This is a genomic window from Burkholderia sp. RF7-non_BP4 (assembly GCF_001521935.1).
Classification (GTDB): domain Bacteria; phylum Pseudomonadota; class Gammaproteobacteria; order Burkholderiales; family Burkholderiaceae; genus Burkholderia; species Burkholderia diffusa.
The window spans coordinates 343,799-368,872 of sequence record NZ_LOTA01000095.1 but is presented as its reverse complement, the minus strand read 5'-3'; the positions used below and the strand labels follow the sequence as shown (position 1 = coordinate 368,872).

19 protein-coding genes are annotated in these 25,074 nt (G+C 69.5%); 10 read left to right on the top strand and 9 right to left on the bottom strand.

Features of this window, described 5'->3' with window-relative positions:
* Positions 1-27 precede the first annotated feature (27 nt).
* The 8 genes from glgB to WS49_RS31585 form a co-directional block, all read right to left on the bottom strand.
* Positions 28-2,229, bottom strand: coding sequence for a 1,4-alpha-glucan branching protein GlgB (gene glgB, locus WS49_RS31620; RefSeq protein ID WP_059536913.1), 2,202 nt, complete (start codon positions 2,227-2,229; stop codon positions 28-30).
* On the bottom strand, positions 2,226-5,636 hold the full coding sequence (treS, locus tag WS49_RS31615) for a maltose alpha-D-glucosyltransferase (RefSeq protein WP_059537417.1): 3,411 nt from the start codon (positions 5,634-5,636) through the stop codon (positions 2,226-2,228). Before treS ends, glgB begins: the two co-directional genes overlap by 4 nt.
* Complete coding sequence (locus WS49_RS31610; RefSeq protein ID WP_059536909.1) at positions 5,636-9,028, bottom strand: maltotransferase domain-containing protein; 3,393 nt, start codon at positions 9,026-9,028, stop codon at positions 5,636-5,638. Before WS49_RS31610 ends, treS begins: the two co-directional genes overlap by 1 nt.
* 185 nt (positions 9,029-9,213) lie before the next feature.
* Positions 9,214-9,702 carry a phage protein NinX family protein gene (locus WS49_RS31605; RefSeq protein ID WP_059536905.1) on the bottom strand — a complete coding sequence of 163 codons (489 nt, stop codon included), beginning with the start codon at positions 9,700-9,702 and terminating at the stop codon, positions 9,214-9,216.
* Between the two features lie 350 nt (positions 9,703-10,052).
* Positions 10,053-10,820 (bottom strand): endonuclease/exonuclease/phosphatase family protein, encoded by a 768-nt coding sequence (locus WS49_RS31600; protein WP_059536901.1) that lies wholly within the window; start codon positions 10,818-10,820, stop codon positions 10,053-10,055.
* A complete protein-coding gene (locus WS49_RS31595; protein ID WP_059536898.1) occupies positions 10,811-13,030 on the bottom strand; it encodes a VTT domain-containing protein in 2,220 nt (739 codons plus the stop codon). Before WS49_RS31595 ends, WS49_RS31600 begins: the two co-directional genes overlap by 10 nt.
* The gene (locus WS49_RS31590; protein ID WP_059536895.1) at positions 13,027-13,365 is read right to left on the bottom strand and encodes a hypothetical protein; all 339 of its coding nucleotides are present in this window, start codon (positions 13,363-13,365) and stop codon (positions 13,027-13,029) included. Before WS49_RS31590 ends, WS49_RS31595 begins: the two co-directional genes overlap by 4 nt.
* Positions 13,362-14,057 carry an MgtC/SapB family protein gene (locus WS49_RS31585; protein ID WP_059536892.1) on the bottom strand — a complete coding sequence of 232 codons (696 nt, stop codon included), beginning with the start codon at positions 14,055-14,057 and terminating at the stop codon, positions 13,362-13,364. Before WS49_RS31585 ends, WS49_RS31590 begins: the two co-directional genes overlap by 4 nt.
* A gap of 179 nt (positions 14,058-14,236) precedes the next feature.
* On the opposite strand from WS49_RS31585, the gene WS49_RS31580 reads away from it, so the two are divergent.
* Positions 14,237-14,479 (top strand): DUF6566 family protein, encoded by a 243-nt coding sequence (locus WS49_RS31580; RefSeq protein WP_059536889.1) that lies wholly within the window; start codon positions 14,237-14,239, stop codon positions 14,477-14,479.
* Positions 14,480-14,581: 102 nt separating this feature from the next.
* Here WS49_RS31580 and WS49_RS31575 read toward each other — a convergent pair whose 3' ends face one another.
* The gene (locus WS49_RS31575) at positions 14,582-15,256 is read right to left on the bottom strand and encodes an HAD family hydrolase (protein ID WP_044843419.1); all 675 of its coding nucleotides are present in this window, start codon (positions 15,254-15,256) and stop codon (positions 14,582-14,584) included.
* Between the two features lie 204 nt (positions 15,257-15,460).
* Here WS49_RS31575 and WS49_RS31570 point away from each other — a divergent pair, with 204 nt between their 5' ends.
* From WS49_RS31570 to benD, 9 genes are all read left to right on the top strand, one after another.
* Entirely contained in the window at positions 15,461-16,645 is a 1,185-nt protein-coding gene (locus WS49_RS31570) for a sugar transporter (protein WP_059536887.1), read from the top strand.
* A gap of 138 nt (positions 16,646-16,783) precedes the next feature.
* A complete protein-coding gene (locus WS49_RS31565; RefSeq protein WP_059536883.1) occupies positions 16,784-18,310 on the top strand; it encodes a CYTH and CHAD domain-containing protein in 1,527 nt (508 codons plus the stop codon).
* Positions 18,311-18,683: 373 nt separating this feature from the next.
* Positions 18,684-19,820: a muconate/chloromuconate family cycloisomerase gene (locus WS49_RS31560; protein ID WP_059536880.1), complete on the top strand. Its 1,137-nt coding sequence runs from the start codon at positions 18,684-18,686 to the stop codon at positions 19,818-19,820.
* A 45-nt stretch (positions 19,821-19,865) separates the two neighbouring features.
* Positions 19,866-20,156 (top strand): muconolactone Delta-isomerase, encoded by a 291-nt coding sequence (gene catC, locus WS49_RS31555; protein WP_059536876.1) that lies wholly within the window; start codon positions 19,866-19,868, stop codon positions 20,154-20,156.
* A gap of 73 nt (positions 20,157-20,229) precedes the next feature.
* Positions 20,230-21,174: a catechol 1,2-dioxygenase gene (gene catA, locus WS49_RS31550; RefSeq protein ID WP_059536872.1), complete on the top strand. Its 945-nt coding sequence runs from the start codon at positions 20,230-20,232 to the stop codon at positions 21,172-21,174.
* Between the two features lie 116 nt (positions 21,175-21,290).
* Positions 21,291-22,649, top strand: a complete 1,359-nt coding sequence (locus WS49_RS31545; protein WP_059536868.1) for a Rieske 2Fe-2S domain-containing protein — start codon at positions 21,291-21,293, stop codon at positions 22,647-22,649.
* Complete coding sequence (gene benB / locus WS49_RS31540; RefSeq protein ID WP_059536865.1) at positions 22,646-23,134, top strand: benzoate 1,2-dioxygenase small subunit; 489 nt, start codon at positions 22,646-22,648, stop codon at positions 23,132-23,134. The genes WS49_RS31545 and benB overlap by 4 nt, the downstream gene beginning before the upstream one ends.
* Positions 23,135-23,173: 39 nt before the next feature.
* Positions 23,174-24,196, top strand: a complete 1,023-nt coding sequence (benC, locus tag WS49_RS31535) for a benzoate 1,2-dioxygenase electron transfer component BenC (RefSeq protein ID WP_059536859.1) — start codon at positions 23,174-23,176, stop codon at positions 24,194-24,196.
* Positions 24,193-24,969 carry a benzoate diol dehydrogenase BenD gene (gene benD / locus WS49_RS31530; protein WP_059536856.1) on the top strand — a complete coding sequence of 259 codons (777 nt, stop codon included), beginning with the start codon at positions 24,193-24,195 and terminating at the stop codon, positions 24,967-24,969. The genes benC and benD overlap by 4 nt, the downstream gene beginning before the upstream one ends.
* The last annotated feature ends 105 nt before the right edge of the window (positions 24,970-25,074 follow it).

Sequence of the window (25,074 nt, the reverse complement as noted above, 5' to 3'; positions counted from 1 at the left end):
GGGTCTCCGTGTCGAGGTCGCCGGGTGTCAGGCCGGACTCAGCCATACGGTCGCGAGCGGCGGCAGGCGCAACGCGGCCGACCACGATTCGCCGTGCGCGGGCACGGCTTCCGCCCATACGGCGCCGTCGTTGCCGGCATTGGTGCCGCCGTACACGGCCGCATCGGTGTTCATCAGTTCGCGCCACTGGCCGGGCGCGGGCAGCCCGATGCGATAGCCGGCGCGCGGCACCGGCGTGAAGTTGCTGACCGCGACCACGAGGCGGCCGACGTCGTCGCGGCGCGCGAACGCGAATACGCTGTTGTCGCGATCGTCGCCGATCAGCCACGCGAAGCCTTCCGCGTGGCAGTCGAGCGCATGCAGCGCCGGTTCGGCCGCGTACACGCGGTTCAGGTCGCGCACGAGCCGTTGCACGCCGCGATGCGGGGGCGCGTCGAGCAGGTCCCAGTGCGGCGTTGCGTCGTGCGCGAACTCGGCCCATTGCGCGAATTCGCTGCCCATGAACAGCAGCTTCTTGCCGGGATGCGCCCACATGAAGCCGAAGTACGCGCGCAGCGTCGCGAGCCGCTGCCACGCGTCGCCGGGCATCTTCGCGGCGAGCGAGCCCTTGCCGTGCACGACCTCGTCGTGCGACAGCGGCAGCACGAAGCGCTCGGAGAACGCATAGACGAGCCCGAACGTCATCCGGTCGTGGTGATAGCGGCGATGGATCGGATCCTCGCGCAGATACGCGAGCGTGTCGTGCATCCAGCCCATGTTCCACTTGAAGTCGAAGCCGAGCCCGCCGTCGCCGGTCGACGCGGTGACGCCCGGCCACGCCGTCGATTCCTCCGCGAAGGTGACGACGCCCTGCGGCGCGAGCGCGCCGTGCAGCGTGTCGTTCAGCGTGCGCAGGAATGCGACGGATTCGAGATTCTCGCGTCCGCCGTGCACGTTCGGCACCCATTCGCCTTCCTTGCGCGAATAGTCGCGGTACAGCATCGACGCGACCGCGTCGACGCGGATTCCGTCGACGTGATAGCGCCGTGCCCACGCGAGCGCCGACGCGACGAGGAACGCGCCGACCTCGTTGCGCCCGAGGTTGAACACGCAGGTGTTCCAGTCGGGATGCATGCCTTCGCGCGGATCGGCATGCTCGTACAGCGCGCTGCCGTCGAACTGCGCGAGACCGTGCGGGTCGTTCGGGAAGTGCGCGGGCACCCAGTCGACGATCACGCCGATGCCGGCCGCATGCGCGCGGTCGACGAAGCGCGCGAAGCCGTCGACCGGCCCGAAGCGCGCGGACGGCGCGAACTGCGCGAGCGGCTGGTAGCCCCACGAGCCGCCGAACGGATACTCGGAAATCGGCATGAATTCGACGTGCGTGAAGCCCATGCCGTGCACGTACGGGATCAGCCGCTCGGCGAGCTCGTCCCAGGTCGCGCTGCGGTCCATTTCCTCGGGCACGCGCTGCCACGATTCCGCGTGCACCTCGTAGATCGACCACGGGATGCGGAAGCGGCGGTCCGCGTGCGGCCGCGCGTGCAGCCAGCCGTCGTCGTGCCACGCGAACGCGTCGAGCGCCGCCGTGTCGGCGACGATGGACGCGGTGCGCGGCGGCGCCTCGGTCGCGCGCGCGCACGGATCGGCCTTGTGCGGCAGCACGCGTCCGTCGCTCGCGCACAGCTCGTATTTGTAATGCTCGCCGGCGCCGATGCCCGGCACGAACAGCTCCCAGACGCCCCACGGCCGCCGCAGCCGCATCGGATGCCGGCGGCCGTCCCATGTGTTGAAGTCGCCGACCACCGACACGCGTTGCGCGTTCGGCGCCCATACCGCGAAGCGCACGCCGTCGACGCCGTCGATGCGCGCGGGCGTCGCGCCGAGGCAGTCGAGCACGGCGGCCGGGTCGCCGGCCGCGAAACGCGCGAGCGCCGCATCGTCGAGCAGCATGCCGAACGCATAGGCGTCGTCGGTCACCTGGCGAGTGTCGGGCCAGTCGATCGCGAGCCGGTAATGGCCGTCGTGCGCGAGCGTCCCCGCGAAACAGCCGGCGTCGTTGACGCACGCGAGCGTGCCGAGTTCGTCGCCGTCGGGCGTCACCGCACGCACGCGCCGCGCGCCGGGCAGCAGCGCACGCACGACGATCCGCCCGGCATCCCCGTGCGGGCCGAGGCACGCGAACGGGTCGGGGTGGCGGCCGGCGAGCAGCGCATCGATATCGCGGCGGTCGAACAGCGTGTCGGTCATCGGGTGCCTCCGTTGTCGGGTGTGCGGTCCGCGTCGAGCAGGCGTTCGACGAGCGCGGCGAGCCCGCCGACCGGCACGCCGAGCCAGTCGGGGCGGTTCGCGGCCTCGTAGCAGAGTTCGTACGAGGCCTTGTCGATCAGGAACAGCGCGAGCAGGCGATCGGCGTAGCGCGGGTCGACGAAGCGATCGGGCGCCTGGTCGGCGGCCGCGCGATAGCATTCGACGAAGCGGTCGGCGGCGGCCTGCCCGAAGCGGTCGAACAGCGCGCGCTTGCGGCCAGCCGCCTGCGGCGGCGCCTTTTCGATCGCGAACTGAGCGGTCGCGCTCACGTACGACAGCGAGCGCAGGAAGCCGGCCACGTCGCGCAGCGGATGCGACTTCGCGCGGCGCCGCTCGAGCGGCCGTGCGGGCTCGCCTTCGAAGTCGATCAGCAGCGCGTCGCCCTGCACGTCGAGCACCTGGCCGAGATGGAAATCGCCGTGAATCCGCGTGCATTGCGCGTCGAGCGTGCGCGGCACCAGTTCGCCGAGCGCCTGCACGGCCGCGTCGCGCGACGCGAGCAGCGTGTCGGCGGCGGCGCGCATGGCCGGATCGAGCGCATCGAGCCGCGTGCCCAGCACGTCGAGCGCGTGCCTGAACGACGCGATCGCGTCGAGGCACCAGCCGTCGACGTGCTCGGGCGTCGCGCGCTCCGGCGTGAAGGCCGGGTCGTCGGACGGCTGCGCGAGCGCGACGTGCAGCTGGCCCAGCCGCGTGCCGACGATGCCCGCGAACGCCGCGTAGCCGAGCAGCGCGTCCGGTTCCTCGTCGGGCTCGGCCGCTTCGCCGTCGGCGACGGCGGGCAGCGCGAGCTCGTCGACCGCGCGTTTCAGGAAGTCGAACGAACGCGTCCACGCGTCGCCCTGGTTGTCGACGTAGCGCTGCAGGATCGCGACCGTATGCGGCGAGCCGTCCGGATCGACGTGCACGACTTCGCCGGCGAGCGTCGCGGTGTTCGCATAGCCGATCCGCGTCAGGTGGCGGCTCATCTCCGCTTCCGGATGGATGCCGTGCGCGACCTTGCGCACGAGCTTCAGCACGATCTCGTCGCCGATCACGAGCGAGCTGTTGCTCTGCTCGGCCGCGAGCCAGCGCACCTCGGCGTCGTCGCCGGGGTCGAGCGCGGCGAGCGCATGTTCGGGCAGGAAGTCGAGGCGGCCGCCGTCGGACGTCGGCACCGTCGCGCCGTCGCGCAGCTTGCGCAGCATCCCGCGCGCGAACGCGGGCAGCGCGAACGCGTCGGTCAGGTAGCCGACCGTGTGGCCGCGCCGCACCCGCGCGAGCGCGAGCTGCGCGAACAGCGGATGCGACGTCTCGCCGCCCCACGCGGCGGCCAGCGGCACGACGTAACGCTCGACGCCACCGTCGCTCGCGGACACCCATGCCTCCGCATACTGGAACGGTTCGTCCGGCATCGGCGTGACGACATTCAGCCACGCATCGCCAATCTTGCGGTCCTTCGACGCGAACCAGCGCCGCCGCGCGAGCCACGACGCGAGCGCATCGTGCGCGAGCGTATGCAGCTGCCCGACGTCGGGCCGCACGTCGCCGCGCCGCATCACGATCGTCACGTATTCGGGCAGCGGCTCCGCGTGCGGCTGCCGCCACGACGGCTCGCGGCCGTGCTCGGACAGCACGAACCAGAGGAATCCGTACGGCGGAAAGGTGAGCAGGTAAGTGAGCTGCCCGATCGGCGGAAACGCCGAGTCCGACGTCATCTCGATCGGCACGCGGCCCGCGAATTCGGACAGGTCGAGTTCGACCGCCTGCGACGAGCGCGACAGGTTCGCGACGCACAGCACCGTCTCGTGGCCTTCGAGTTCGCGCAGGTACGCGAGCACCTTGCGGTTCTCCGGGCGCAGGAAACGGATCGTGCCGCGCCCGAACGACTGCGTCGCGCGGCGCGTCGACAGGATGCGGCGCGTCCAGTTCAGCAGCGAATGCGGGTCGCGCGTCTGCGCCTCGACGTTGACCGCGTCATAGCCGTACAGCGAGCCCATCACGGGCGGCAGCACCAGCAGTTCCGGGTCCGCGCGCGAGAAGCCGCCGTTGCGGTCCGACGACCATTGCATCGGCGTGCGCACGCCGTCGCGGTCGCCGAGATGGATGTTGTCGCCCATCCCGAGTTCGTCGCCGTAATAGATCACCGGCGTGCCGGGCATCGACAGCAGCAGCGAGTTGATCAGCTCGATGCGGCGCCGGTCGCGCTCCATCAGCGGCGCGAGGCGGCGCCGGATGCCGAGGTTGATCCGCGCGCGCCGGTCGGACGCGTAGGTCTGCCAAAGAAGGTCGCGCTCGGAATCGGTCACCATCTCGAGCGTCAGCTCGTCGTGATTGCGCAGGAACACGGCCCACTGGTTGCTCGGCGCGAGCGCCGGCGTCTGCCGCATGATGTCGACGATCGGGAAGCGGTCCTCGCTCGCGATCGACATGTAGATGCGCGGCATCAGCGGGAAGTGGAACGCCATGTGGCATTCGTCCTCGCGGCCGAAGTATTCCTGCACGTCCTCCGGCCACTGGTTCGCTTCCGCGAGCAGCATGCGGTTTGGATACTCGGCGTCGATCGTCGCGCGGATGCGCTTCAGGATCGCGTGCGTCTCCGGCAGGTTCTCGTTGTTGGTGCCTTCGCGCTCGACCAGGTACGGCACCGCATCGAGCCGCAGCCCGTCGATGCCGAGATCGAGCCAGAAACGCATCACCTGGAGCACCTCGCGCACGACGGCCGGATTGTCGAAGTTCAGGTCCGGCTGGTGCGAGTAGAAGCGGTGCCAGTAATACTGGCCGGCGATCGGGTCGTGCGTCCAGTTCGACGTTTCGGTATCCAGAAAGATGATCCGCGTGCCGGCGTATTTCGTGTCGGTATCGGACCACACGTAGTAGTCGCGATGCATCGAGCCGGGCTTCGCGCGCCGCGCGCGCTGGAACCACGGATGCTGGTCCGACGTGTGATTGATCACCAGTTCGGTGATCACGCGGATGCCGCGCGCGTGCGCTTCGCGAATGAAGCGCCGCACGTCGGCCAGCGTGCCGTAGTCGGGATGCACGTCGCGATAATCCGCGATGTCGTAGCCGTCGTCGCGGCGCGGCGACGGGTAGAACGGCAGCAGCCAGATCGTGTCGACGCCCAGCTCGGCGATGTAGTCGAGCTTCATGATCAGGCCGGGGAAGTCGCCGATCCCGTCGTTGTTCGAGTCGTAGAACGACTTCACGTGCACCTGATAGATGATCGCGTCCTTGTACCACAGCGGATCGTCCGCGCAGAGCGCGGGCGCGCGGCGCCGCGACCGGCGCCGGCGCGGCGTGCCGGCCGGCGCGAGCGACGGAAACTGCGCGCGGCGCACGTCGTCGAGGGAGTCTTCGCGTTTCATCATGCGTGTGCTCCGGAAGGGTGTCGGGCGTCGCCCGGCTCGGGCGCCGCCGCTCGCGCGGCGCCGGGGGACGGCGAGAGCCGCCAGATCGCATATGGTCGGACGTGCGGGTCGAGCGACACGTACTGGCGATGCCCGCGCCAGGTTTCGGCATGCGCGGCGTCCTGTTCGAGCGCGTCGAGCGGTTCGCCGTCGACGAGCCCGAAGCCGCGCCACAGCGACGCATCGAGCGTGAAATTCGCGGCCTGCGGATGCCACGGGTCGAGGCTGATCGCGATCGCGACGACGCTGTCGTGCGCGGGCGTCGCCTTCACGAACACGAGCACCTGGTCGTTGTCCGCGTCGGCGAACGTGAGGCCGAGGTGGGTCTGCAGCGCCGGATGCTCGCGCCGCGCGCGGTTCAAACGTGCGATTTCGGCGCCGATGTGCGCGGCCTTGTTCCAGTCGCGCGTGCGCAGTTCGTATTTCTCCGCATCCGCGTATTCCTCGCTGTCGGGCAGCGGCGCCGATTCGCCGATCTCGAAGCCCGAATACAGGCCCCACGACCCGGCGAGCGTGGCCGCGAGCGCCGCGCGGATCACGAACTGCGAGCGCGGCGCGTTCTGCAGGTGGCGCGGATTGATGTCGGGCGTGTTCACGAAGAAGTTTGGCCGGAAGAACTCGCGGGGCGGGCCGGCCGTCAGCTCGGTCAGGTAATCGATGAACTCGCGCTTCGTCTCGCGCCACGTGAAATACGTGTACGACTGCGAGAAGCCGACCTTCGCGAGCCGGTACATCATGCCCGGCCGCGTGAACGCCTCCGACAGGAACACGACGTCCGGGTGCTTGCCGCGCACGTCGGCGATCATCCATGCCCAGAACGGCAGCGGCTTCGTGTGCGGATTGTCGACGCGGAAAATCCGCACGCCCGCGTCGACCCAGAACAGCACCGCGTCGCGCAGCGCGAGCCACAGGTCGGGCTGCGCATCCGGCGCGTAGAAGTCGGGATTCACGATGTCCTGGTAGCGCTTCGGCGGATTTTCCGCGAAGCGCAGCGAGCCGTCGGGCCGCCATGCGAACCAGCCCGGATGCGCGGCGAGCCACGGATGGTCGGGCGAGCACTGGATCGCGAAGTCCAGCGCGATCTCGAGCCCTTGCGCGCGCGCCGCATCGACCAGCGTGCGGAACGACGCGAGCGTGCCGAGCTGCGGATGGACGGCCGTGTGGCCGCCGTCGGGCGAGCCGATCGCGTACGGGCTGCCGACGTCGTCCGGGCCGGCCTTCAATGTGTTGTTGCGGCCCTTGCGCGCGGTCGTGCCGATCGGATGGATCGGCGGGAAATACAGTACGTCGAAGCCCATGTCGCGGATGCGCGGCAACTGCGCGATCACGTCGTCGAACGTGCCGTGCCGGTGCGGATCGTTGCTCGCCGAGCGCGGGAACATCTCGTACCAGCTCGAGAAGCGCGCGGCACGGCGCTCGACCTCGACCGGATAGACGGTCTTGTCGTGCGTGGCGAACGGGCGGTAGCGCAGCGCCGCGTATGCGTCGGCCAGCGCGGGGTCGCCGATCAGTGCAAGCCGGTGTTCGTGCGACGCGTCCTTGAAGTCGGCTGCCAGATGCTCCATCTGCCGGACCGCGCGCGGATCGGCGGGCGCGGCGCACTTCAGCGCGGTCGCGAGCAGCAGCTCCGCTTCGCGCACTTCCAGCGTCACGTCCTGGCCGGCCGCGTGTTTCTTCGCGATGTCGGTTGCGAGCGACGCCCAGTCGTCGCGCCACGCGATCACGCGGAACGCATGGCGGCCGAGCCGGTCGAGCGCGATGCGCGCGTGCCAGCGATCGTTCGGCTCCGCGACGAACGGCACTTCGCGCCAGTCGTCCTCGTCGTCCGCGCGCCATTGCAGCGCGGCCGCGAGATGCGCGTGGCCGTCCGAGAAGATCGATGCGTGCACAACCAGTGTTTCGCCGATCACGCGCTTGATCGCGAAGCGGCCGCCGTCCACGGCCGGCTCGACGCGCTCGATCGCGATCCGGTCGGCCGCGAGCGCGGCGGACAGCGCGGTGCGCTCGTCGGCGGCATCGGCGCGCGAGGTCGCGGGCGGCGCGTGCGACGCGTCGAGCAACGCATGACCGCCGGGTTCGAGCGTGAAGGCGGGCAGCGCGACGAGCGCGTGCCGATGCGGTCCGTCCGGTGTCGCGACGTGCGTGAAGCCGCCCGGCACGCCGGGCAGGATCGCGGCGGGATCGACCGGCGCATCGGCATCGAGATCGGGATTCAGCACGATCAGCAGTGCCGCGTCGTCGTGTTCGAGCGACGGGCCGGTGCCGCGCAACAGCGCGGTCGCGGCTGCGCCGGGCGCGCTCAGTTGCGCGATTTCGCCGCGCTCGGCCGCGAGCGGCGTCGCACGGCGCCATGCGTTCGCGTCGGCGATTGCGCCGGACAGGTCGAAGCGCGCATCGTCGAACGCGGCGCGATAGCGCGTGGCGTCCGCATCGCGCGCCATCAGCGGCAGCGTGACGCCGCGCTCGAAGCCCATCGGCACGAGCCACCCGGTGCCGAGCGCCGCCGCGGTCCACAACGCGCGGCGATACGCGCGGGCGAGCGTTTCGTTCGGCGCGTCGTGCCAGTCGTCGGCGAGACGCGGGCCGTCGTAGGCGTCGGGAAACGCGATCGGCGAGCCGATGCGCCGCAGCAGCCGGTGTTCGTCCGCGAACCACGGCGAGCGCAGATCCCACCAGCGTGCCGACGAGAACACCGCGTCGAAGCCGGCCGCCTCGAATTGCGCGAGCGCGTCGCGCGCATGGCCGGGCACGCCGGCCAGCACGGCGACGTCCGGGCGCGCGCGACGCAGCGCCGCGCGCCAGCCGGGCCACCACGCGGCCGGCAGATGATGCGGCGCGTCGATCAGGAAGCCGGCCGCGCCGGCGTCCGCGAACGCGGCGAGATGCGCGCACCACCATGCGGCGAGCGCGTCGTGTGCCGCGTCCTCGCCGACCTGTGCATGCGCGACGTCGAGTTCATGCGCGGCGCGACGCGGATCGATCAGCGCGTCGTCGTGCGAGCGCTCGACGTACCAGTCCGGATGCTCGGCGCGCAGCGGGTTGTCGCGCGCGATGCGGTCCGGTATCACTTCGAGCATGACGCGCAGCCCGTGGCCGTGCGCGATCTGCGCGAGCCGCGAGAACGTCTCGAGCGCGCCGGCGCGCGTCGCGAACGTCGCGGCCGGCCGGTGGAAGTCGGCGACGTGACGCGGAAAACCCGCGACGCTGGCGGCCCAGAAGCCGCCGATCAGCACGTGATCGAAGCCCATGCCCGCGATGTGGGCGAAGGTGTCGGGCCATACGTCGAGCGGACCGACGAGGCGGGCGTCGCAAAAGTAGAGATGTGGGGCGAAGGGTGGCGTGACGTTCATGGAGTGGCGTGAGCGGGCGGCGGCGAACGGTAACGGCCGTGCGCCGCAACCCGCGTGCCTGCGGCGCGGCGCCCCGAGCGGCAACGTGCGTGCGGGACGCCGGATACGGAACCCCTGTCGTTTTTACATGAGCGCTGTACGGTCGCTGCATTGCGCGCCGGGCGGCGCCGGCGCGTTCGGCGCCGTCACATGCGCGGAATCGAGCGGATGTCCGAACGGTCGCCGGTGGCCGGATCGGCGTCCGCGTCGGGAAGCGGCGCTCCGGGGTCGTAACGCACCGGCGTCCCGCGCTCGATCCGGTGCGCGAACGACGGCGGAGGATCGACGTCGTCGCCGAAGCGCGCCCGCACGAATGCGCGCAGCAGCGCGGTTCGTCCATCGGGCGCGCGCGCCGCGCAGGTCGACGGGCCGTCGATGAAGCTTGCGTCGCATTCGACGCCGTCGCCGCGTCGTGCGATCCGCAGGTCGCCGACGCGATCGAGCACCGCTCCCGCGTCGGCCCACGACGCCGACGGCGCGAAATGCGCGTCGAGGCGCCGCAACGCGTCGCACGCGGCGGTCACGATCAGTTGCGGCTCGACGGCCGTGAAGCACAGCGTGTCTTCGTCGTCCGCGCACAACGCGCGCGCGCACCAGTAGTCGAGGGCCGTTCCGGCGAGTTCGTCGGTTCGCATGGGCAAGCTCCGTCAGGGTTCGTCAACGCGGTGGGGCGCGTGTGCAAGCGGCGTGCCAGGCTAGGGCCTGTTCACGCTAATAACGGGCTTGCGAACGTGCCTTGCCGGTCGTAGTGCAAGGAGCACGGAGCGCCGTTTGGCCGAGCCAAACAAGCGACGTGCGACGCCGCAATGCGGCCGGCAAGGCTCGTTCCCCTGTTCCGAAAAAATTCATTCGTGGGGCTGGCCCCCAGAAGGGCCGATCGCTGCGTCATGCTCCTTGCGAATACGTCGAGTATTCGCTTCGTCGCATTCCTTGCGCTCGGCCCTTCTGGGAGCCAGCGCAAGCCCATTATTAGCGTGAACAGGCCCTAGGACGTCAAGCGCATTCGCGCGACGAGCGGGTAATGATCCGACGCGTGCCGGGCCAGCATGCTGCGATGCACGTTCACGTCGACCAGCAATTCGCCCGGATGAATCCAGATGCGGTCGAGCGAGAACACCGGGCACAGCGTCGGGAACGTGCGCGGCGCCGGCGCGCGGCGAAACCGCGTGACCAGCGTCTGCAGCGCGCGGCCGCGCACGAACCATTCGTTGATGTCGCCCATCAGGATCACCGGCATCGCGCCGGTGTCGAACGCGGCGAGCAGCCGCTGCACCTGCGCGCTGCGTTCGTTCGCCGACAGCCCGAGATGGGTCGCGACCACGCGCAGCGTGCCCGCGCCGCAGTCGATGTCCGCATCGAGCGCGCCACGCGGCTCGCGCTGGTGGAACGACAGGTCGAGCGTGCGCGCCGCGCGGATCGGGCAGCGCGACAGCACGGCGTTGCCGTAGCGGCGCTCCGGCGTATCGATGGTCGGACCGGCCGCCGCGTGCATGCCGGTCGCGTCGCGCAGGTGCGCGAGCACGTCGGGCGCGCGCGACCCGCCGAGCGGCACCTCCTGCAGCGCGATCACGTCCGCGTCGAGTTCGTGGATGACTGCCGCGATCCGGTCGGCCGCGCGCGCGGGCCATGCGCCGTAGCCGCCGCGGATGTTGTACGTCGCGATCCGCAGGTCGCGCCCGCCGGGCGCGGCGGCGGGCGAGGCGTCCGACGTGACGATGTCCGGCGGCGGGGCCGGTTGCCGGCTCAGCGCCATCGCCGCAGCACCCTGACGAGCAGCACCGACACGCCGACCAACGCGACGCCGATCGCCGCGAGCCACGCGAACGCGCGGGGCCCGGGATGGCTGAACGCGGCGGTCAGCTGGTGCGCGAACGTGACGGTCAGCACGATGCCGGGCAGCATGCCGATCGCGGTGCCGACCAGGAAGTCGCGCAGGCCGATGTGCGATGCGCCGGCAACCAGGTTCACGATCGTAAACGGCGCGACCGGCAGCAGCCGCAGCACGGCCATCGCGACCACGCCGCGCCGGCCGATGTGTTCGCTGAGCCGGTTCGCGCGCGCGCCGGCGAGCCGGCGCACCGCGTCGCGTCCGAGCCAGCGGCCGATTCCATAGGTCACGGCGGCGGCCGCCATCGTGTCGGCGGACGCATACGCGAAACCCGGCCACGCGCCGAACACGAGGCCCGTGACGGTGATCAGCAGCGTGATCGGCACCGACAGCGTCGCCGCGACCACGTAGCCGGCCAGCAGCAGCGCGGGTGCGCCCGGCAGTTGCGCGGCGTGGGTGGCCGCTTGCGCGAGCGACGCGACGTTCAGCGCCTTGCCGAGCGGCGAGAAGCGCCACGCGAGCGCGAGGGCGGCGATCAGCAGCACGGCCGCGCCGAGCACGAAAAAGCGCGCGGTCAGCGAGCGGTGCTGTTCGCGCGGCACGAACTCGCGGACGAACCGGTCCGGCTCGATCGGCTGTTCGGGGTCGAGCCGCGCGCTGACCGGCACCAGCGCGTCGAGCTGCGGCGCCACGGCCGGGTCGAGCGTGCGCAGCGTGCGGCCCGGTTTCGCGCGCAACAGGTCGAGCGCGGCGTTCGGCCGGCCGGCTTCCGCGAACGCGGCGGCCACTGCCGCCGGCGTCGTGCCGAGATGTTCGGCCAGCAGGCGGTCGCGCAGCCCGGCGATCGCGGCACGGATGCGCGTCTCGCCGGCCGCGACGAGCGCGATGCAGCATTCGGTGTCGAGCACCATCGACCGGTTGTTCAGGTTCGCGCTGCCGATCACGATGCATTCGTCGTCGACGATCTGGATCTTGCTGTGCACGTTCACGCACGTGTCGCCGAGGCCGTCGACATGCGGATACAGCAGCCGGTAGCGGTCGAAGCGGTCGGCGGCTTGGAGCGTCGCGTGCAGCCGCGCGCGCAGCACGCCCATCGTCGCTTCCTGCAGCCAGCCGCTCTGCACGCGCGGCGCGACGACCGTCACGTCCGGCCCGTGCGCGTCGGCCAGCCGCGCGGACAGCGTCTCGCGCACCACCGTCGCCGTGAAATACTGGTTTTCGATGTACAGGTGGCGGCGCGCGGCGCGGATCGTATCCTCGACCAGCGCGCGCACCTGCCGCACGGGCTCGCGACCGCGGTGGCCCGGCGCCGTATACGCGATGCCGAGCCGCACGTTGCGCATGTCGACGCGCGCGCCGGGCGGCCACGGATCGACGTCTTCGTCACGCTCGAGATGCCGCTGCGCGCGGATCGCGATCGGACGCCCGCAAGCATTGAGCCAGCGCGAGCGTGCCTGCTCGCCGATCGCGGCGGCCGCGTCGCCGTCGAACATCGCCTGCACGTCGTGAAACGGCCCGTACGGCATCCCGCGTGCATCGCGACGGCGCGGGTCGTCGGCCGCGTGCGCGGGCGTATCCCAGCGTTCGCGCGTCAGGTCGAGCCCGCCGACGAACGCGAGCCGGTCGTCGATCACGACGAGCTTCTGGTGATGCGACGCGCCGCGCGGATGCGTGTCGTCGAGCCGGAAGCGGATGCCGCGGTGCGCACGCCACGCGGCGCGATAGACGGGGGGCCAGTCGCGCTCCAGCGCGTAGATCATCGCGAAGTCCCACGCGAGCACGTAGATGCGCAGGTTGTGCCGCGCGGCCGCGAGCGCGTGCAGGAATGCGGCGAGCGTGCCGGGCAGGCCGTCGCCGGCGTCGGCGGGCGACAGATGCATCTGGCTGTCGACGTCCCAGCCGACGATGAAGACGGTGTGGCGCGCCCGCCGCAGCGCGGCGCGCAGCGTCGCGAAATATGCGTCGCCGTCCACCAGCATCGCGAAGCGGTCCGCATCGCGGATCGTGTCGCAGTTGCGACCGCATTCGAGCAGCCCGTGTCTTGCCGGCTCGTCCGTGTGCGAGGGGGCGGCAACCGCGTCGTCGGGGCCTGCCGTCGCGAATGCGGTGCGCGGCATGCGGTCCGGCACGATCATCGGGCATCGACGTCCGGGTCGCCGTCGATGCGTTGCAGCAGCGCGTCGCAACGCGCGCGCAGCGCCAGCAGTTCCGGCGAATCGGCGTCGATCCGGATGCGTTCGCCGCTGTCGGGATCGCCGTAAGCGGCCGCGATCTCGTAGATGCCTTGCGCGATCGTGGTGGACGCGTTCGCGATCCGGATCCGGTCGAGCCAGCCGCATTCGGCGTGACGGCACGCGAGCCATGCGCGCAGCGCGCCGACCACCTGGCTGGTCGTGAGCCATGTGCCGCTGCGCATGCGCGCGGCCAGCTGACTCGTCACGAGGTAGGAGAGCAGTTCGGTCTGGGTCACGCGAAACTCCTTGACGAGGTGTCGGGACTGCAGGTCCGCACGCCGGCGATGCCTTGCAGCGCTTCGCAGATCGCCGCAAATTCCGCGCCGCTCGTGCGCGAGAACGACACCGAGATGTCGTCGGTATCCGGATCGTCGTCGGACTGCTGGACGATGAACCGCTTCACGCGCACGCGGCCGGTGCCGAGCGTGTCGTGCAGCGTGCCGAGCGTCAGGCCGCCGCGCTCGACGACGAGCCGCAGCGTGCGCTGCTGCCGCTGCGCGATGAAGCGACGCTCGATCGGCTTCACGCCCGCGAGGATCGCGAGCACGATCGCCGTCGCGCCGATCGACCCGACATACATGCCGCCGCCGGCCGCGAGGCCGACGCCGGCCACCGCCCAGAGGCTCGCGGCCGTCGTCAGTCCGCGCACGACTTCGCCGCGCAGCAGGATCGAGCCGGCGCCGAGAAAGCCGATGCCCGAGACCACCTGCGCCGCGACCCGCGACGGATCGAGCACGACGCCGTTTTGCCCGCGCACGTCTTCGAAGCCGAAGGTGGAGACGAGCATCACGAGCGCCGAGCCGACGCACACCAGCATGTGCGTGCGCAGGCCGGCGGCCCAGTTGAGCCGTTCGCGTTCGAGCCCGACCACGCTGCCGAGCAGCGCGGCGAGCAGCAGGCGTCCGAGGAGTTCCAAATGGCCGATCATCGTGGCCTCCCTTTTTTGTCTGGCGTTCCGGAGCAGTCCGTGCGCAAGAGGGACGCAAGGTGCGTGCCGGGCGGCCGGACAGCGGGCACGGCTTGTGCGCGGGGGGCCGACGGCGCGCGCGGCGATCGTGCGGCGCGCATTTTTTGCATCGCCATCGCAGATAAGCACAGGGGGCCAGCATGCAGCATCAACAGGACGCACAGGTGCGCGACCCGTATCGCGGCCACGAGATTCGCGTCTGGGCGCGGCGCAACGCGCGCGGCGCGTGGGATGACGAAGTGCAGGTGTATGTCGACGGCGCGCGCATCGAGCTCTACGTGCCGGAGCCGGACGGCCTGGAATGGAAGACGGAGGACGAGGCGCTGCGCGCGGGCGTCGAGCGCGGGCGTTATCTGGTCGACAAGCGCGTCGACGACGATTGATCCGACCCGACCGGCGCGGCCGGATGCGTGCACGCGGGGCGACGCGCCGACGAAGGCGACGCCGGAGGGCCGGCGCCGCGGGTCAGGCGGACGATTCGGGCCTCACGGCCGCGCCGCGATCTCGTCGAGGTGCCACAGCAAATCCGCCGGATCGTCGTACACGCGCAGCGCGCCCGCGCGTTCCAGCTCGTCGCTGCCGTAACCGCCCGACAGCAGCCCGACGCCCAGCGCGCGGCAGCGGCTCGCGGCGAGCATGTCCCAGATGCTGTCGCCGACCACCACCGTATGCTCGATCGGCACGTTCAGCTTCGCGGCGGCCGTCAGGAACAGATCGGGATCCGGCTTCGCATACTTGACCTGATCGCGCGTGACGACCACGTTCTTCGCCGGATCGACGCCGAGCGCCTCGAGGTTGATGGCGGCCGTTTCCATCCGCCCGCTGGTCGCGATCGCCCAGCGGATGCCCGCGTTCGACAGCGCGGCCAGCAGCTCGCGCGCGCCCGGCAGCGGCCGGACCTGCGCGCGCAGCCGCTGGTAAGCGGCCGCATGCAGCCGCGCGAGCCGTTCGACGCGCTCGGCGTCGATGTCTCCGGCCGTCTCGCGCAGCAACTGGTTCAGGAACAGGCCGCCGCTCATCCCGATCTTGCGGTGGATGCGCCACACCGACAGCTCGATGCCCTCGGCATCGAGCGCTTCCTTCCATGCGAGCACGTGCTGGTAGACGCTGTCGACGAGCGTGCCGTCGAGATCGAACAGAAACGACGTTTCAATGCGCATGTGAATCTCCTGGCCCGATGAAATTCGGGCGAATCGTCCGCGAAAAGGCCTTCGACGCATTATCGGCGCGCGGCCGTGTCATCGCCATGTCCCGGCGGCGACGTGTCATTTGCCGCTGGTACAATCGCGCCGATGCGCCGGGCGCCGATGCGCCGGGCCGCCTGCCCGCGCCGCACGCGCCCCCAACCCTCGTCGAATTCCCGTATGGCAACTCCGGACGCCGTCAGTTCCGAACAGTCGTGGTGGGGCGTCCTGGCCCTGGCACTCACTGCCTTCATCTTCAACACCACCGAATTCGTGCCCGTCGCGCTGCTGAGCGCGATCGGCGACAGCCTGCGGATGCAGCCGACCGACGTCGGCCTGATGCTGACGATCTACGCGTGGGCCGTCGCGGTCGTGTCGCTGCCGTTGACGTTCGTCACGCGCCACGTCGAGCGGCGCAAGCTGCTGAGCTGCGCGCTGCTGGTGTTCATCGGCAGCCACGTCGTCACCGGCGTCGCGTGGAATTTCACGGTGCTGATGATCGGCCGGCTCGGCATCGCGTGCGCGCATGCGGTGTTCTGGTCGATTTCCGTCCCGCTGGCCGTGCGGCTCGCGCCGAGCGACCGCAAGAGCCGCGCGTTGAGCCTGCTCGCGATGGGCACGGCGATCGCGATGGTCGCCGGCATTCCGCTCGGGCGCGTGATCGGCGAGGCGCTCGGCTGGCGCGTGACGTTCCTCGTGATCGGCGGCGCGGCGGCCGTCGCGCTGCTGATGCTGCGCATGACGCTGCCGGCGCTGCCGAGCCAGGGCGCCGGATCGCTGTCCAGCATCGGCATGTTTCTCAGGAAGCCGGTGCTGGTATCGCTGTATGCGATCACCGTGCTGGTCGTGTCCGCGCATTTCACGTCGTACACGTACATCGAGCCGTTCGTGCAGAGCGTCAATCATGCGAGCAGCAGCCGGATCACCTACGTGCTGATCCTGTTCGGCGTCGCCGGCATGCCGGCCGCGGTCTGCTTCAACCGCGTGTTTCCCGAGCGGCCGGCCGATTTCCTGCTCGCGTCGATCATCGCGCTGTCGGCGTGTCTGCTGATCCTGTTCCCGAGCGCGCTGAACATCGTCACGCTGTCGGTTCACACGCTGGTGTGGGGCGGCGCGATCGTCTGCTTCGGGCTCGCGATGCAGGCGTGGGTGCTGAAGCTCGCGCCCGAGGCGACCGATCTCGCAGTGTCGATCTTTTCCGGGCTGTACAACGTCGGCATCGGCGCCGGCGCGCTGCTCGGCAACCATATCGCCGGGGATTTCGGCCTGCCGTGGATCGGCACGTTCGGCGGGGTGGTCGGGATCGCCTCCGCCGGGATCGCGTGGGCCGCGTTGCGGCTGCATGAGCGGCGGGCGGTGGCGTAATCCGCCGTCGGTGCGGCCCGTCGCGCGGATTCCCGCCGCATCGCGCTGCCGCGGTTTCGCGTCCCGACGCGCACGCATGGCCGCCGGCACGACCGATCGGGTGTAGCCTGAAACAAGGACACGCACCTCGGAGGCGCCATGGAACGGGAGTTGAAACTGCGGATTTCCGCAAAGGATCTCGACAAGCTGCGTCGCGCGCCGTTGCTCGCGCAATCCGGGCGCGCCAGCGCATCGCAACTGCTGACGAGCACCTATTTCGATACACCCGCGCTCGGCGTGCACCGGTGCGCGGCTTCGCTGCGGGTGCGCGCGACCGGCGACGAGAGGGTCCAGACGCTGAAGCTGGACGGGGCGTCGCAGGCCGGACTGTTCGACAGGAACGAGTTCGAAACGCCCGTCGATGACGACGTCCCCGATCTCGCGCCGCTGCGGGAACGCATACCCGACGACAGCGATTGCGGCAGGCTCGTCCGCGACGAGGCGACGGCCGGCCAGCTCGAGCCGGTGTTCGTCACGCGGATCAGGCGGTCGGTCTTTCCGCTGCGCCTGCCGTCCGGAGACGAGCTCGAGGTCGCGCTCGACAAAGGTACCGTGGAAGCGGAGTCGGGTTCGGTCCCGATCGCCGCCGTCGAACTGGAGCTGAAGCACGGCGAGCCGGAAAGCCTGTACGGCGTCGCGCTGGCCATGCTCGACATCGTGCCATTGCGAATCGATCGCGAGAGCAAGGCCGATCTCGGCTACGGGCTCCTCGTCGGCGAGCACCGCGCGGCCGTCAAGGCGCGGCCGGTGCAACTGAAGAAACGCGATTCGATCGAAGACGCGTTCTGCCGTATCGCGCGCAACTGTCTGGACCAGGTCAACGCGAACGAACGTGGCGTCGCGTCCGGTCACGACCCGTCGAGCGTGCATCAGATGCGTGTGGGGCTGCGTCGTTTGCGCTCCGCGCTCGACCTGTTCGGGAAAGCGGTTCCCGCGTTTCCCGGCCTTGACGACGAACTGCGCTGGATCGCGTCGGAGCTGGGCACCGCGCGGGACTGGGAAGTGCTCGCGGGAACGACGCTCGAACAGGCCGGCGCGAACGGCCATCCGGACGAGGTTCGTGCGGCCCGCGACGCGTGCGAGCAGATTGCGGTCAGGAACCGGCAGCGCGCGGCCGCCGCGGTCGAATCGGTTCGCTACACGCGGCTCGCGCTGCAACTCGCGTCGTGGTTGAGCCGACAGGGTTGGCGAGCGGGGATGTCCGACGAACAGCGCGCGGCGATCGGTCGTCCGGCGAGGCGGTTTGCCACGGATGTCCTGCGTCGGCGGCATCGCAAGCTGATCGAACGTGGCAAGGGGCTGGCCGATCTCGACGATCGCCGTCGTCATCGTGCGCGCATCGCGGCAAAGAAAGTCCGATACGCGACGGAATTCTTCGCGTCGCTCTGTTCCAGGCGGACCGTCCGGCCCTACGTCGACGCGCTGACCGCGCTTCAGGACGATCTGGGCTGGCGCAACGATGCCGTGGTCGCGGAGCAGCTTCTGAAGGCGCTGCCTCGCACGGCGCCCGCCGCCGCGCCGGGCGCGGCCTTTGCGCGCGGTTTCCTGGCCGCCCGCGTGGCGGCCGATCGTCCGACCATGAAGAAGTTGTGGAAGCGCTTCAGGCGTCTTTCGCCACCGCACTGATCCGGCCACGGGGACGTGGCCTGATCGCGGCGCCTTCGTGCGGAATACGGGCGGCCGGCCACGCCGCATTCGCATCAGGAAAACCCTGATCCGCCCACCCCGGACCTCGATTTCCGTCGACGTCGCCCGTCGCCCGCCCCGCGCATTTCATCGCTCGCAAAGCCGCGCCCCAGAAACCCGTTTCGCGCCTCCCATCAAGCCTTTCCGCCACGCCAACCAGACAAAACGGGTATGGCGCAGTGCAATATTTCGTGAATCGTAGCGAATTACGATACCTGTCAGGTATGAAAAAGCGAGGTCAAAAGTATTGGACGGTCCATTTCGCCGCCGCGTATAAATCCGTTCCATGAACTCCCCACAAGCAGCGTGCCCCATGTCTCCCGTCACCATCGAACGCATTGAAACCCGCCTCGTCGACCTGCCGACGATCCGTCCGCACAAGCTGTCGGTCGCCACGATGCACGGCCAGACGCTGATGCTGGTGAAGGTGACCTGCAGCGACGGCGTGACGGGCACCGGCGAAGGCACGACGATCGCCGGAATGGCCTACGGCCCGGAAAGCCCGGAAGCGATGAAACTCGCGATCGACGCATACCTCGCGCCGGCCATCATCGGCAAGGATGCGACGCGCATCCAGACGCTGATGGCGTTCCTCGGCAAGCTCGCGAAGGTCAATCACTTCGCGAAGAGCGCGCTCGAAACCGCGCTGCTCGATGCGCACGGCAAGCGCCTCGGCGTGCCGGTCAGCGAGCTGCTCGGCGGCCGCCGGCGCGATCGTCTGCCGGTCGCGTGGACGCTCGCATCGGGCGACACGGCGACCGATATCGCCGAAGCCGAGCGGATGCTCGACCTGCGCCGCCACAACGTGTTCAAGCTGAAGATCGGCGCGAAGGCGCTCGACGCGGACATCCGGCACGTGGCCGAGATCAAGCGGGCGGTCGGCGAGCGCGCATCGGTGCGCGTCGACGTGAACATGGCGTGGAGCGAAACGCAGGCCGCGCGCGCGATTCCGGCGCTCGCCGATGCCGGCTGCGAACTGGTCGAGCAGCCGGTCGCGTCGGCCGCGGCGCTCGCACGGCTGATGCGCCGCTTCCCGGTCGCGCTGATGGCCGATGAAATCCTGCAGGGCCCGGACAGCGCGTTCGAGATCGCGAAGCATCACGGCGCGGACGTGTTCGCGATCAAGATCGAGCAGAGCGGCGGCCTCTTCGCGGCGCAGCGCGTCGCGGCGATCGCGGACGCGGCCGGCATCGAGCTGTACGGCGGCACGATGCTCGAAGGCGCGTTCAGCACGGTCGCGTCCGCGCATCTGTTCGCGAGCTTCGCGAACCTGCAGTGGGGCACCGAACTGTTCGGACCGCTACTGATTACCGAAGAGATTCTCGCGACCCCGCTCGACTACAGCGATTTCGAACTGACCGTGCCGAGCGGCCCGGGCCTCGGCATCGAGCTCGACGAAGCGAAGGTCGCGCGCTTCACCCGCGACGGGCTGACGAAAGTCTCCCGCTGACCCGCGACAAACCGCGACAACCCGATCACGCACCAGGACATCACGATGCTTTTCCACGTACGCATGGACGTCAATCTCCCGGCCGACATGCCGGCCGGCGTGGCCGACGAGATCAAGACCCGCGAGAAGGCGTATTCGCAGGACCTGCAGCGCAGCGGCAAGTGGCGCCACATCTGGCGCATCGCCGGCGAATACGCGAACTACAGCGTGTTCGACGTGTCCGGCAACGCCGAGCTGCACGAGATCCTGACCGGCCTGCCGCTGTTCCCGTACATGAAGATTTCGGTGACGCCGTTGTGTCGCCACCCGTCGTCGGTACACGACGGCGACGTTTGAGCCACGGAGCCGCCTCTTCCGCAACGGCGGGCACCGGGTCACCTTTCCCCAAAATACACGTGGAGACACCATCATGAGCGTCAAAGTATTCGAAACCAAGGAAGTGCAGGATCTGCTGAAGGCCGCGTCGAACGCGGGCGGCACCGGCACCAACGGCGGCGACGCGCGCACGCGGCAGGTCGTGCTGCGGCTGCTCGGCGACCTGTTCAAGGCGATCGACGATCTCGACATCACGCCCGACGAAGTGTGGGCAGGCGTGAACTATCTGAACAAGCTCGGTCAGGACGGCGAGGCGGCGCTGCTCGCGGCCGGCCTTGGTCTCGAGAAGTATCTCGACATCCGGATGGACGCGGAGGACGAGGCGATCGGACTCGACGGCGGCACGCCGCGCACGATCGAAGGCCCGCTGTACGTCGGCGGCGCGCCGGTGCGCGACGGCGTCGCGAAGATCGACATCGACGCCGACGAAGGCGCGGGCCCGCTCGTGATCCACGGCACGGTCACGGGGCTCGACGGCAAGCCGGTGGCCGGCGCGCTGGTCGAGTGCTGGCACGCGAACTCGCACGGCTTCTACTCGCACTTCGACCCGACCGGCGCGCAGAGCGATTTCAACCTGCGCGGCGCGGTGAAGACGGGCGCGGACGGCAAGTACGAATTCCGCACGCTGATGCCGGTCGGCTACGGCTGCCCGCCGCAGGGCGCGACGCAGCAGCTGCTCGACCGCCTCGGCCGTCACGGCAACCGCCCGGCGCACGTGCACTTCTTCGTGACCAGCGACGGCCATCGCAAGCTGACGACGCAGTTCAACATCGACGGCGACCCGCTGATCTGGGACGACTTCGCGTATGCGACGCGCGAGGAGCTGATTCCGCCCGTCACCGGCAAGACCGGCGGCGTCGCGCTCGGGCTGAAGGCCGACGCCTACCAGGACATCGAGTTCAACTTCGTCCTGACGCCGCGCGTCGAGGGCAAGGACAACCAGATCGTCGAACGCCTGCGCGTTTCCGCCACGGCATAACCGCCCGACGGCACGGCGGCGCGCCTGCGCCGCCGCCGGCCGGATCCCCGCGAGATCCAATCGATACCGATGCGAGCGTGCTTGCAGGACCCGGCACGCGCACAGGAGGAACCAACATGTCCGCCACGATCGACCACACCACCGAACTGGACCACCTGCTCGCCACCGCCGTGCAGGACGACAAGGAGGCCGGCGTTTTCCGCTGCCGCCGCGACATCTTCACGAACGAGGCGCTGTACGAGCTCGAGATGAAGCACATCTTCGAGGGCAACTGGGTGTACCTCGCGCACGAAAGCCAGATCCCGAACAACAACGATTACTACACGACGTGGATCGGCCGCCAGCCGATCGTCATCACGCGCGACAAGACCGGCGAGCTGCACGCGGTGATCAATGCGTGCGCGCACAAGGGCGCGATGCTGTGCCGCCGCAAGCACGGCAACAAGGGCAGCTTCACGTGCCCGTTCCACGGCTGGACCTTCTCGAACACCGGCAAGCTGCTGAAGGTGAAGGACGAGAAGACGACCGAGTATCCGGTGCAGTTCAACACGCACGGCTCGCACGACCTGAAGAAGGTCGCGCGTTTCCAGAACTATCGCGGCTTCCTGTTCGGCAGCCTCCGCGACGACGTGCTGCCGCTCGAGGACTATCTCGGCGAGGCGCGCGTGATCATCGACCAGATCGTCGACCAGGCGCCGAACGGGCTCGAAGTGCTGCGCGGCAATTCCTCCTACATCTACGAAGGCAACTGGAAGATGCAGATGGAGAACGGCTGCGACGGCTATCACGTGAGCACCGTGCACTGGAACTACGCGGCGACGATGGGCCGCCGCAAGGAAGACGGCACCAAGGCCGTCGACGCGAACAGCTGGAGCAAGTCGGTCGCGGGCGTGTACGGCTTCGACAACGGCCACATCCTGCTGTGGACCAAGACGATGAACCCCGAGGTGCGGCCCGTGTACCAGCACCGCGACGAGATCAAGGCGCGCGTCGGCGACGTGCAGGCCGACTTCATCGTGAACCAGACGCGCAACCTGTGCGTGTACCCGAACGTGTTCCTGATGGACCAGTTCAGCACGCAGATCCGCGTGGTGCGTCCGCTCGGCGTCGACAAGACCGAAGTCAGCATCTTCTGTTTCGCGCCGAAGGGCGAGAGCGAGGCCGACCGCACGACGCGCATTCGCCAGTACGAGGACTTCTTCAACGTGACCGGAATGGGCACGGCCGACGACCTCGAGGAGTTCCGCGCGTGCCAGGCCGGCTATGCGGGCATCACGGCGATGTGGAACGACCTGTCGCGCGGCGCGCCGCTGTGGATCGACGGGCCGGACGAGAACGCGAAAAGGATGGGGCTGAACCCGCGCATGTCGGGCGAGCGCAGCGAGGACGAAGGGCTGTTCGTGTGTCAGCACGAACACTGGGTGCACGTGATGCGCGATGCACTGAAGAAGGAACGCGGGGAGGTGCAAGCATGAACATCGATTACCGGACCATCTGCGCGACGCTGTATCGCGAAGCGCGCCTGCTCGACGACCGCGAGTGGGACGAGTGGCTGACCTGCTACACGGAAGACGTCACGTACTGGATGCCCGCGTGGGACGACGACGACCGGACGACCGACGATCCGCGCAGCCAGATCTCGCTGATGTACTACGCGGATCGCGGCGGCCTCGAGGATCGCGTGTTCCGGATCAAGACCGAGCGCAGCGGCGCGTCGACGCCCGAGCCGCGCACCAGCCACAACGTGACGAACGTCGAGGTGCTGGCCGAGCGCGACGGCGAGGTGGACTTGCGCTACAACTTCCACACGCTGAACCACCGCTACCGCGTGACCGATCACTTCTTCGGCACGATGTTCGTCACGTTGCGCCGATCGGGCGACGCGTGGCTGATCTCGAACAAGAAGATCGTGCTGAAGAACGACTACATCCGGCAGGTGCTCGACGTGTACCACGTCTGACGCCGATCGATTCGACACGTAACACAGGGAGACGAGGTCATGTCCACCTACAAGATTGCACTGAACTTCGAGGACGGGGTCACCCGCTTCATCGACTGCAAGGCCGGCGAGAAGGTGCTCGACGCCGCGTTCCGCGCGAAGATCAACCTGCCGATGGACTGTTCCGACGGCGTGTGCGGCACCTGCAAGTGCCGCGCGGAGAGCGGCAGCTATGACCTCGGCGACGATTACATCGACGACGCGCTCACCGAGGACGAGAAGGACGGCGGCCTCGTGCTGACGTGCCAGATGGTGCCGCAAAGCGATTGCGTGATCGCGGTGCCGAGTTCGTCGGTCGCGTGCAAGACGGGCCACGGCGCGTTCGCCGCGACGGTCGCGAAGGTCGAGCCGCACCACGACGCGGCGATCGTGCTCGAACTCGACGTCGATGCGGCCGCTCCCGTGTTCCTGTCCGGCCAGTACGTGAACATCGGCGTGCCGGGCAGCGGCCAGCACCGGTCGTATTCGTTCTCGTCCGCGCCGGGCGACACGAAGATCGGATTCCTGATCAAGAAGATTCCCGGCGGCGTGATGAGCACGTGGCTCGAATCGGCGAAACCCGGCGACACGCTCGAACTGAACGGGCCGCTCGGCAGCTTCTACCTGCGCGGTGTGGCGCGGCCGCTGCTGTTCCTCGCGGGCGGCACGGGCCTCGCGCCGTTCCTGTCGATGCTCGAGGTGCTCGCACGCAACGGCTCGCGGCAGAAGGTGCATCTGGTCTACGGCGTGACGCGCGATCTAGACCTGGTGCTGGTCGACGCGATCGAAGCGTATGCGGCGAAGCTGCCGAACTTCAGCTTTGCGACGGTCGTTGCCGATGCGGCGTCGAACCATCCGCGCAAGGGCTGGGTCACGCAGCACATTCCGGCCGATGCGCTGAACGACGGCGACGTGGACGTCTACCTGTGCGGACCGCCGCCGATGGTCGACGCGGTGCGCCAGTACTTCGACGACGCAGGCGTGAAGCCGAACAGCTTCCACTACGAGAAGTTCACCCCGAACGTGACGGCAAAGGCGGCATGATCATGCAACGATTCTCCGGAAAGGTCGTCGTCGTCACCGGCGCGGCGCAGGGCATCGGCCGCGGCGTCGCGCTGCGCGCGGCGGCCGAGGGCGGCCGCGTGCTGTTCGTCGATCGCGCGGACTTCGTGGCGGAGGTGGCCGCCGAGGCGCCGGGCGGCAACACGGCCGGATTCGTCGCGGATCTCGAAACCTACGACGGCGCGCGCGCGGCGATGGCGTGCGCGGTCGCGACGTTCGGCCGGATCGACGTGCTGATCAACGGCGTCGGCGGTGCGATCCGGATGCGGCCGTTCGCCGAGTTCGAGCCCGAGCAGATCGACGCGGAAATCCGCCGCTCGCTGATGCCGACGCTCTACAGTTGCCACGCCGTGCTGCCGCATTTGCTGGCCGGGGGCGGCGGCACGATCGTGAACGTGTCGTCGAACGCGACGCGCGGCATTCGTCGCGTGCCGTATTCGGCCGCGAAGGGCGGTGTCAACGCGCTGACGGCGGCGCTCGCGATGGAATACGCGGAGCACGGCATCCGCGTGGTCGCGACCGCGCCGGGCGGCACCACGGCGCCGCCGCGCCGGGTGCCGCGCAATGCGGCCGGCGACAACGCGCAGGAACAGGCGTGGATGGCCGAAGCAGTGCGGCAGGTGACCGATTCGACGTTCTTCAAGCGTTACGGCACGCTCGACGAGCAGATCGCGCCGATCCTGTTCCTCGCGTCGGACGAAGCGAGTTACATCACCGGCACGGTGCTGCCGGTCGCGGGCGGCGACACGGGTTGAGCGGCGGGTGGCCTGTTCGCCCGCAGCTTCAGACATGCGCGCGCTCCGGTCAGGCGTGCGCGATGACCATCGAACAACCGGCCGGTGCGGACAGCCCGGCCACGG

Bases quoted from the DNA above. Each gene is read 5' to 3' on its own strand.
- glgB (WP_059536913.1), bottom strand. From the start codon at position 2,229: ATGACCGACACGCTGTTCGACCGCCGCGATATCGATGCGCTGCTCGCC.
- treS (WP_059537417.1), bottom strand. From the start codon at position 5,636: ATGAAACGCGAAGACTCCCTCGACGACGTGCGCCGCGCGCAGTTTCCG.
- WS49_RS31610 (WP_059536909.1), bottom strand. From the start codon at position 9,028: ATGAACGTCACGCCACCCTTCGCCCCACATCTCTACTTTTGCGACGCC.
- WS49_RS31605 (WP_059536905.1), bottom strand. From the start codon at position 9,702: ATGCGAACCGACGAACTCGCCGGAACGGCCCTCGACTACTGGTGCGCG.
- WS49_RS31600 (WP_059536901.1), bottom strand. From the start codon at position 10,820: ATGGCGCTGAGCCGGCAACCGGCCCCGCCGCCGGACATCGTCACGTCG.
- WS49_RS31595 (WP_059536898.1), bottom strand. From the start codon at position 13,030: ATGATCGTGCCGGACCGCATGCCGCGCACCGCATTCGCGACGGCAGGC.
- WS49_RS31585 (WP_059536892.1), bottom strand. From the start codon at position 14,057: ATGATCGGCCATTTGGAACTCCTCGGACGCCTGCTGCTCGCCGCGCTG.
- WS49_RS31580 (WP_059536889.1), top strand. From the start codon at position 14,237: ATGCAGCATCAACAGGACGCACAGGTGCGCGACCCGTATCGCGGCCAC.
- WS49_RS31575 (WP_044843419.1), bottom strand. From the start codon at position 15,256: ATGCGCATTGAAACGTCGTTTCTGTTCGATCTCGACGGCACGCTCGTC.
- WS49_RS31570 (WP_059536887.1), top strand. From the start codon at position 15,461: ATGGCAACTCCGGACGCCGTCAGTTCCGAACAGTCGTGGTGGGGCGTC.
- WS49_RS31565 (WP_059536883.1), top strand. From the start codon at position 16,784: ATGGAACGGGAGTTGAAACTGCGGATTTCCGCAAAGGATCTCGACAAG.
- WS49_RS31560 (WP_059536880.1), top strand. From the start codon at position 18,684: ATGTCTCCCGTCACCATCGAACGCATTGAAACCCGCCTCGTCGACCTG.
- catC (WP_059536876.1), top strand. From the start codon at position 19,866: ATGCTTTTCCACGTACGCATGGACGTCAATCTCCCGGCCGACATGCCG.
- catA (WP_059536872.1), top strand. From the start codon at position 20,230: ATGAGCGTCAAAGTATTCGAAACCAAGGAAGTGCAGGATCTGCTGAAG.
- WS49_RS31545 (WP_059536868.1), top strand. From the start codon at position 21,291: ATGTCCGCCACGATCGACCACACCACCGAACTGGACCACCTGCTCGCC.
- benB (WP_059536865.1), top strand. From the start codon at position 22,646: ATGAACATCGATTACCGGACCATCTGCGCGACGCTGTATCGCGAAGCG.
- benC (WP_059536859.1), top strand. From the start codon at position 23,174: ATGTCCACCTACAAGATTGCACTGAACTTCGAGGACGGGGTCACCCGC.
- benD (WP_059536856.1), top strand. From the start codon at position 24,193: ATGATCATGCAACGATTCTCCGGAAAGGTCGTCGTCGTCACCGGCGCG.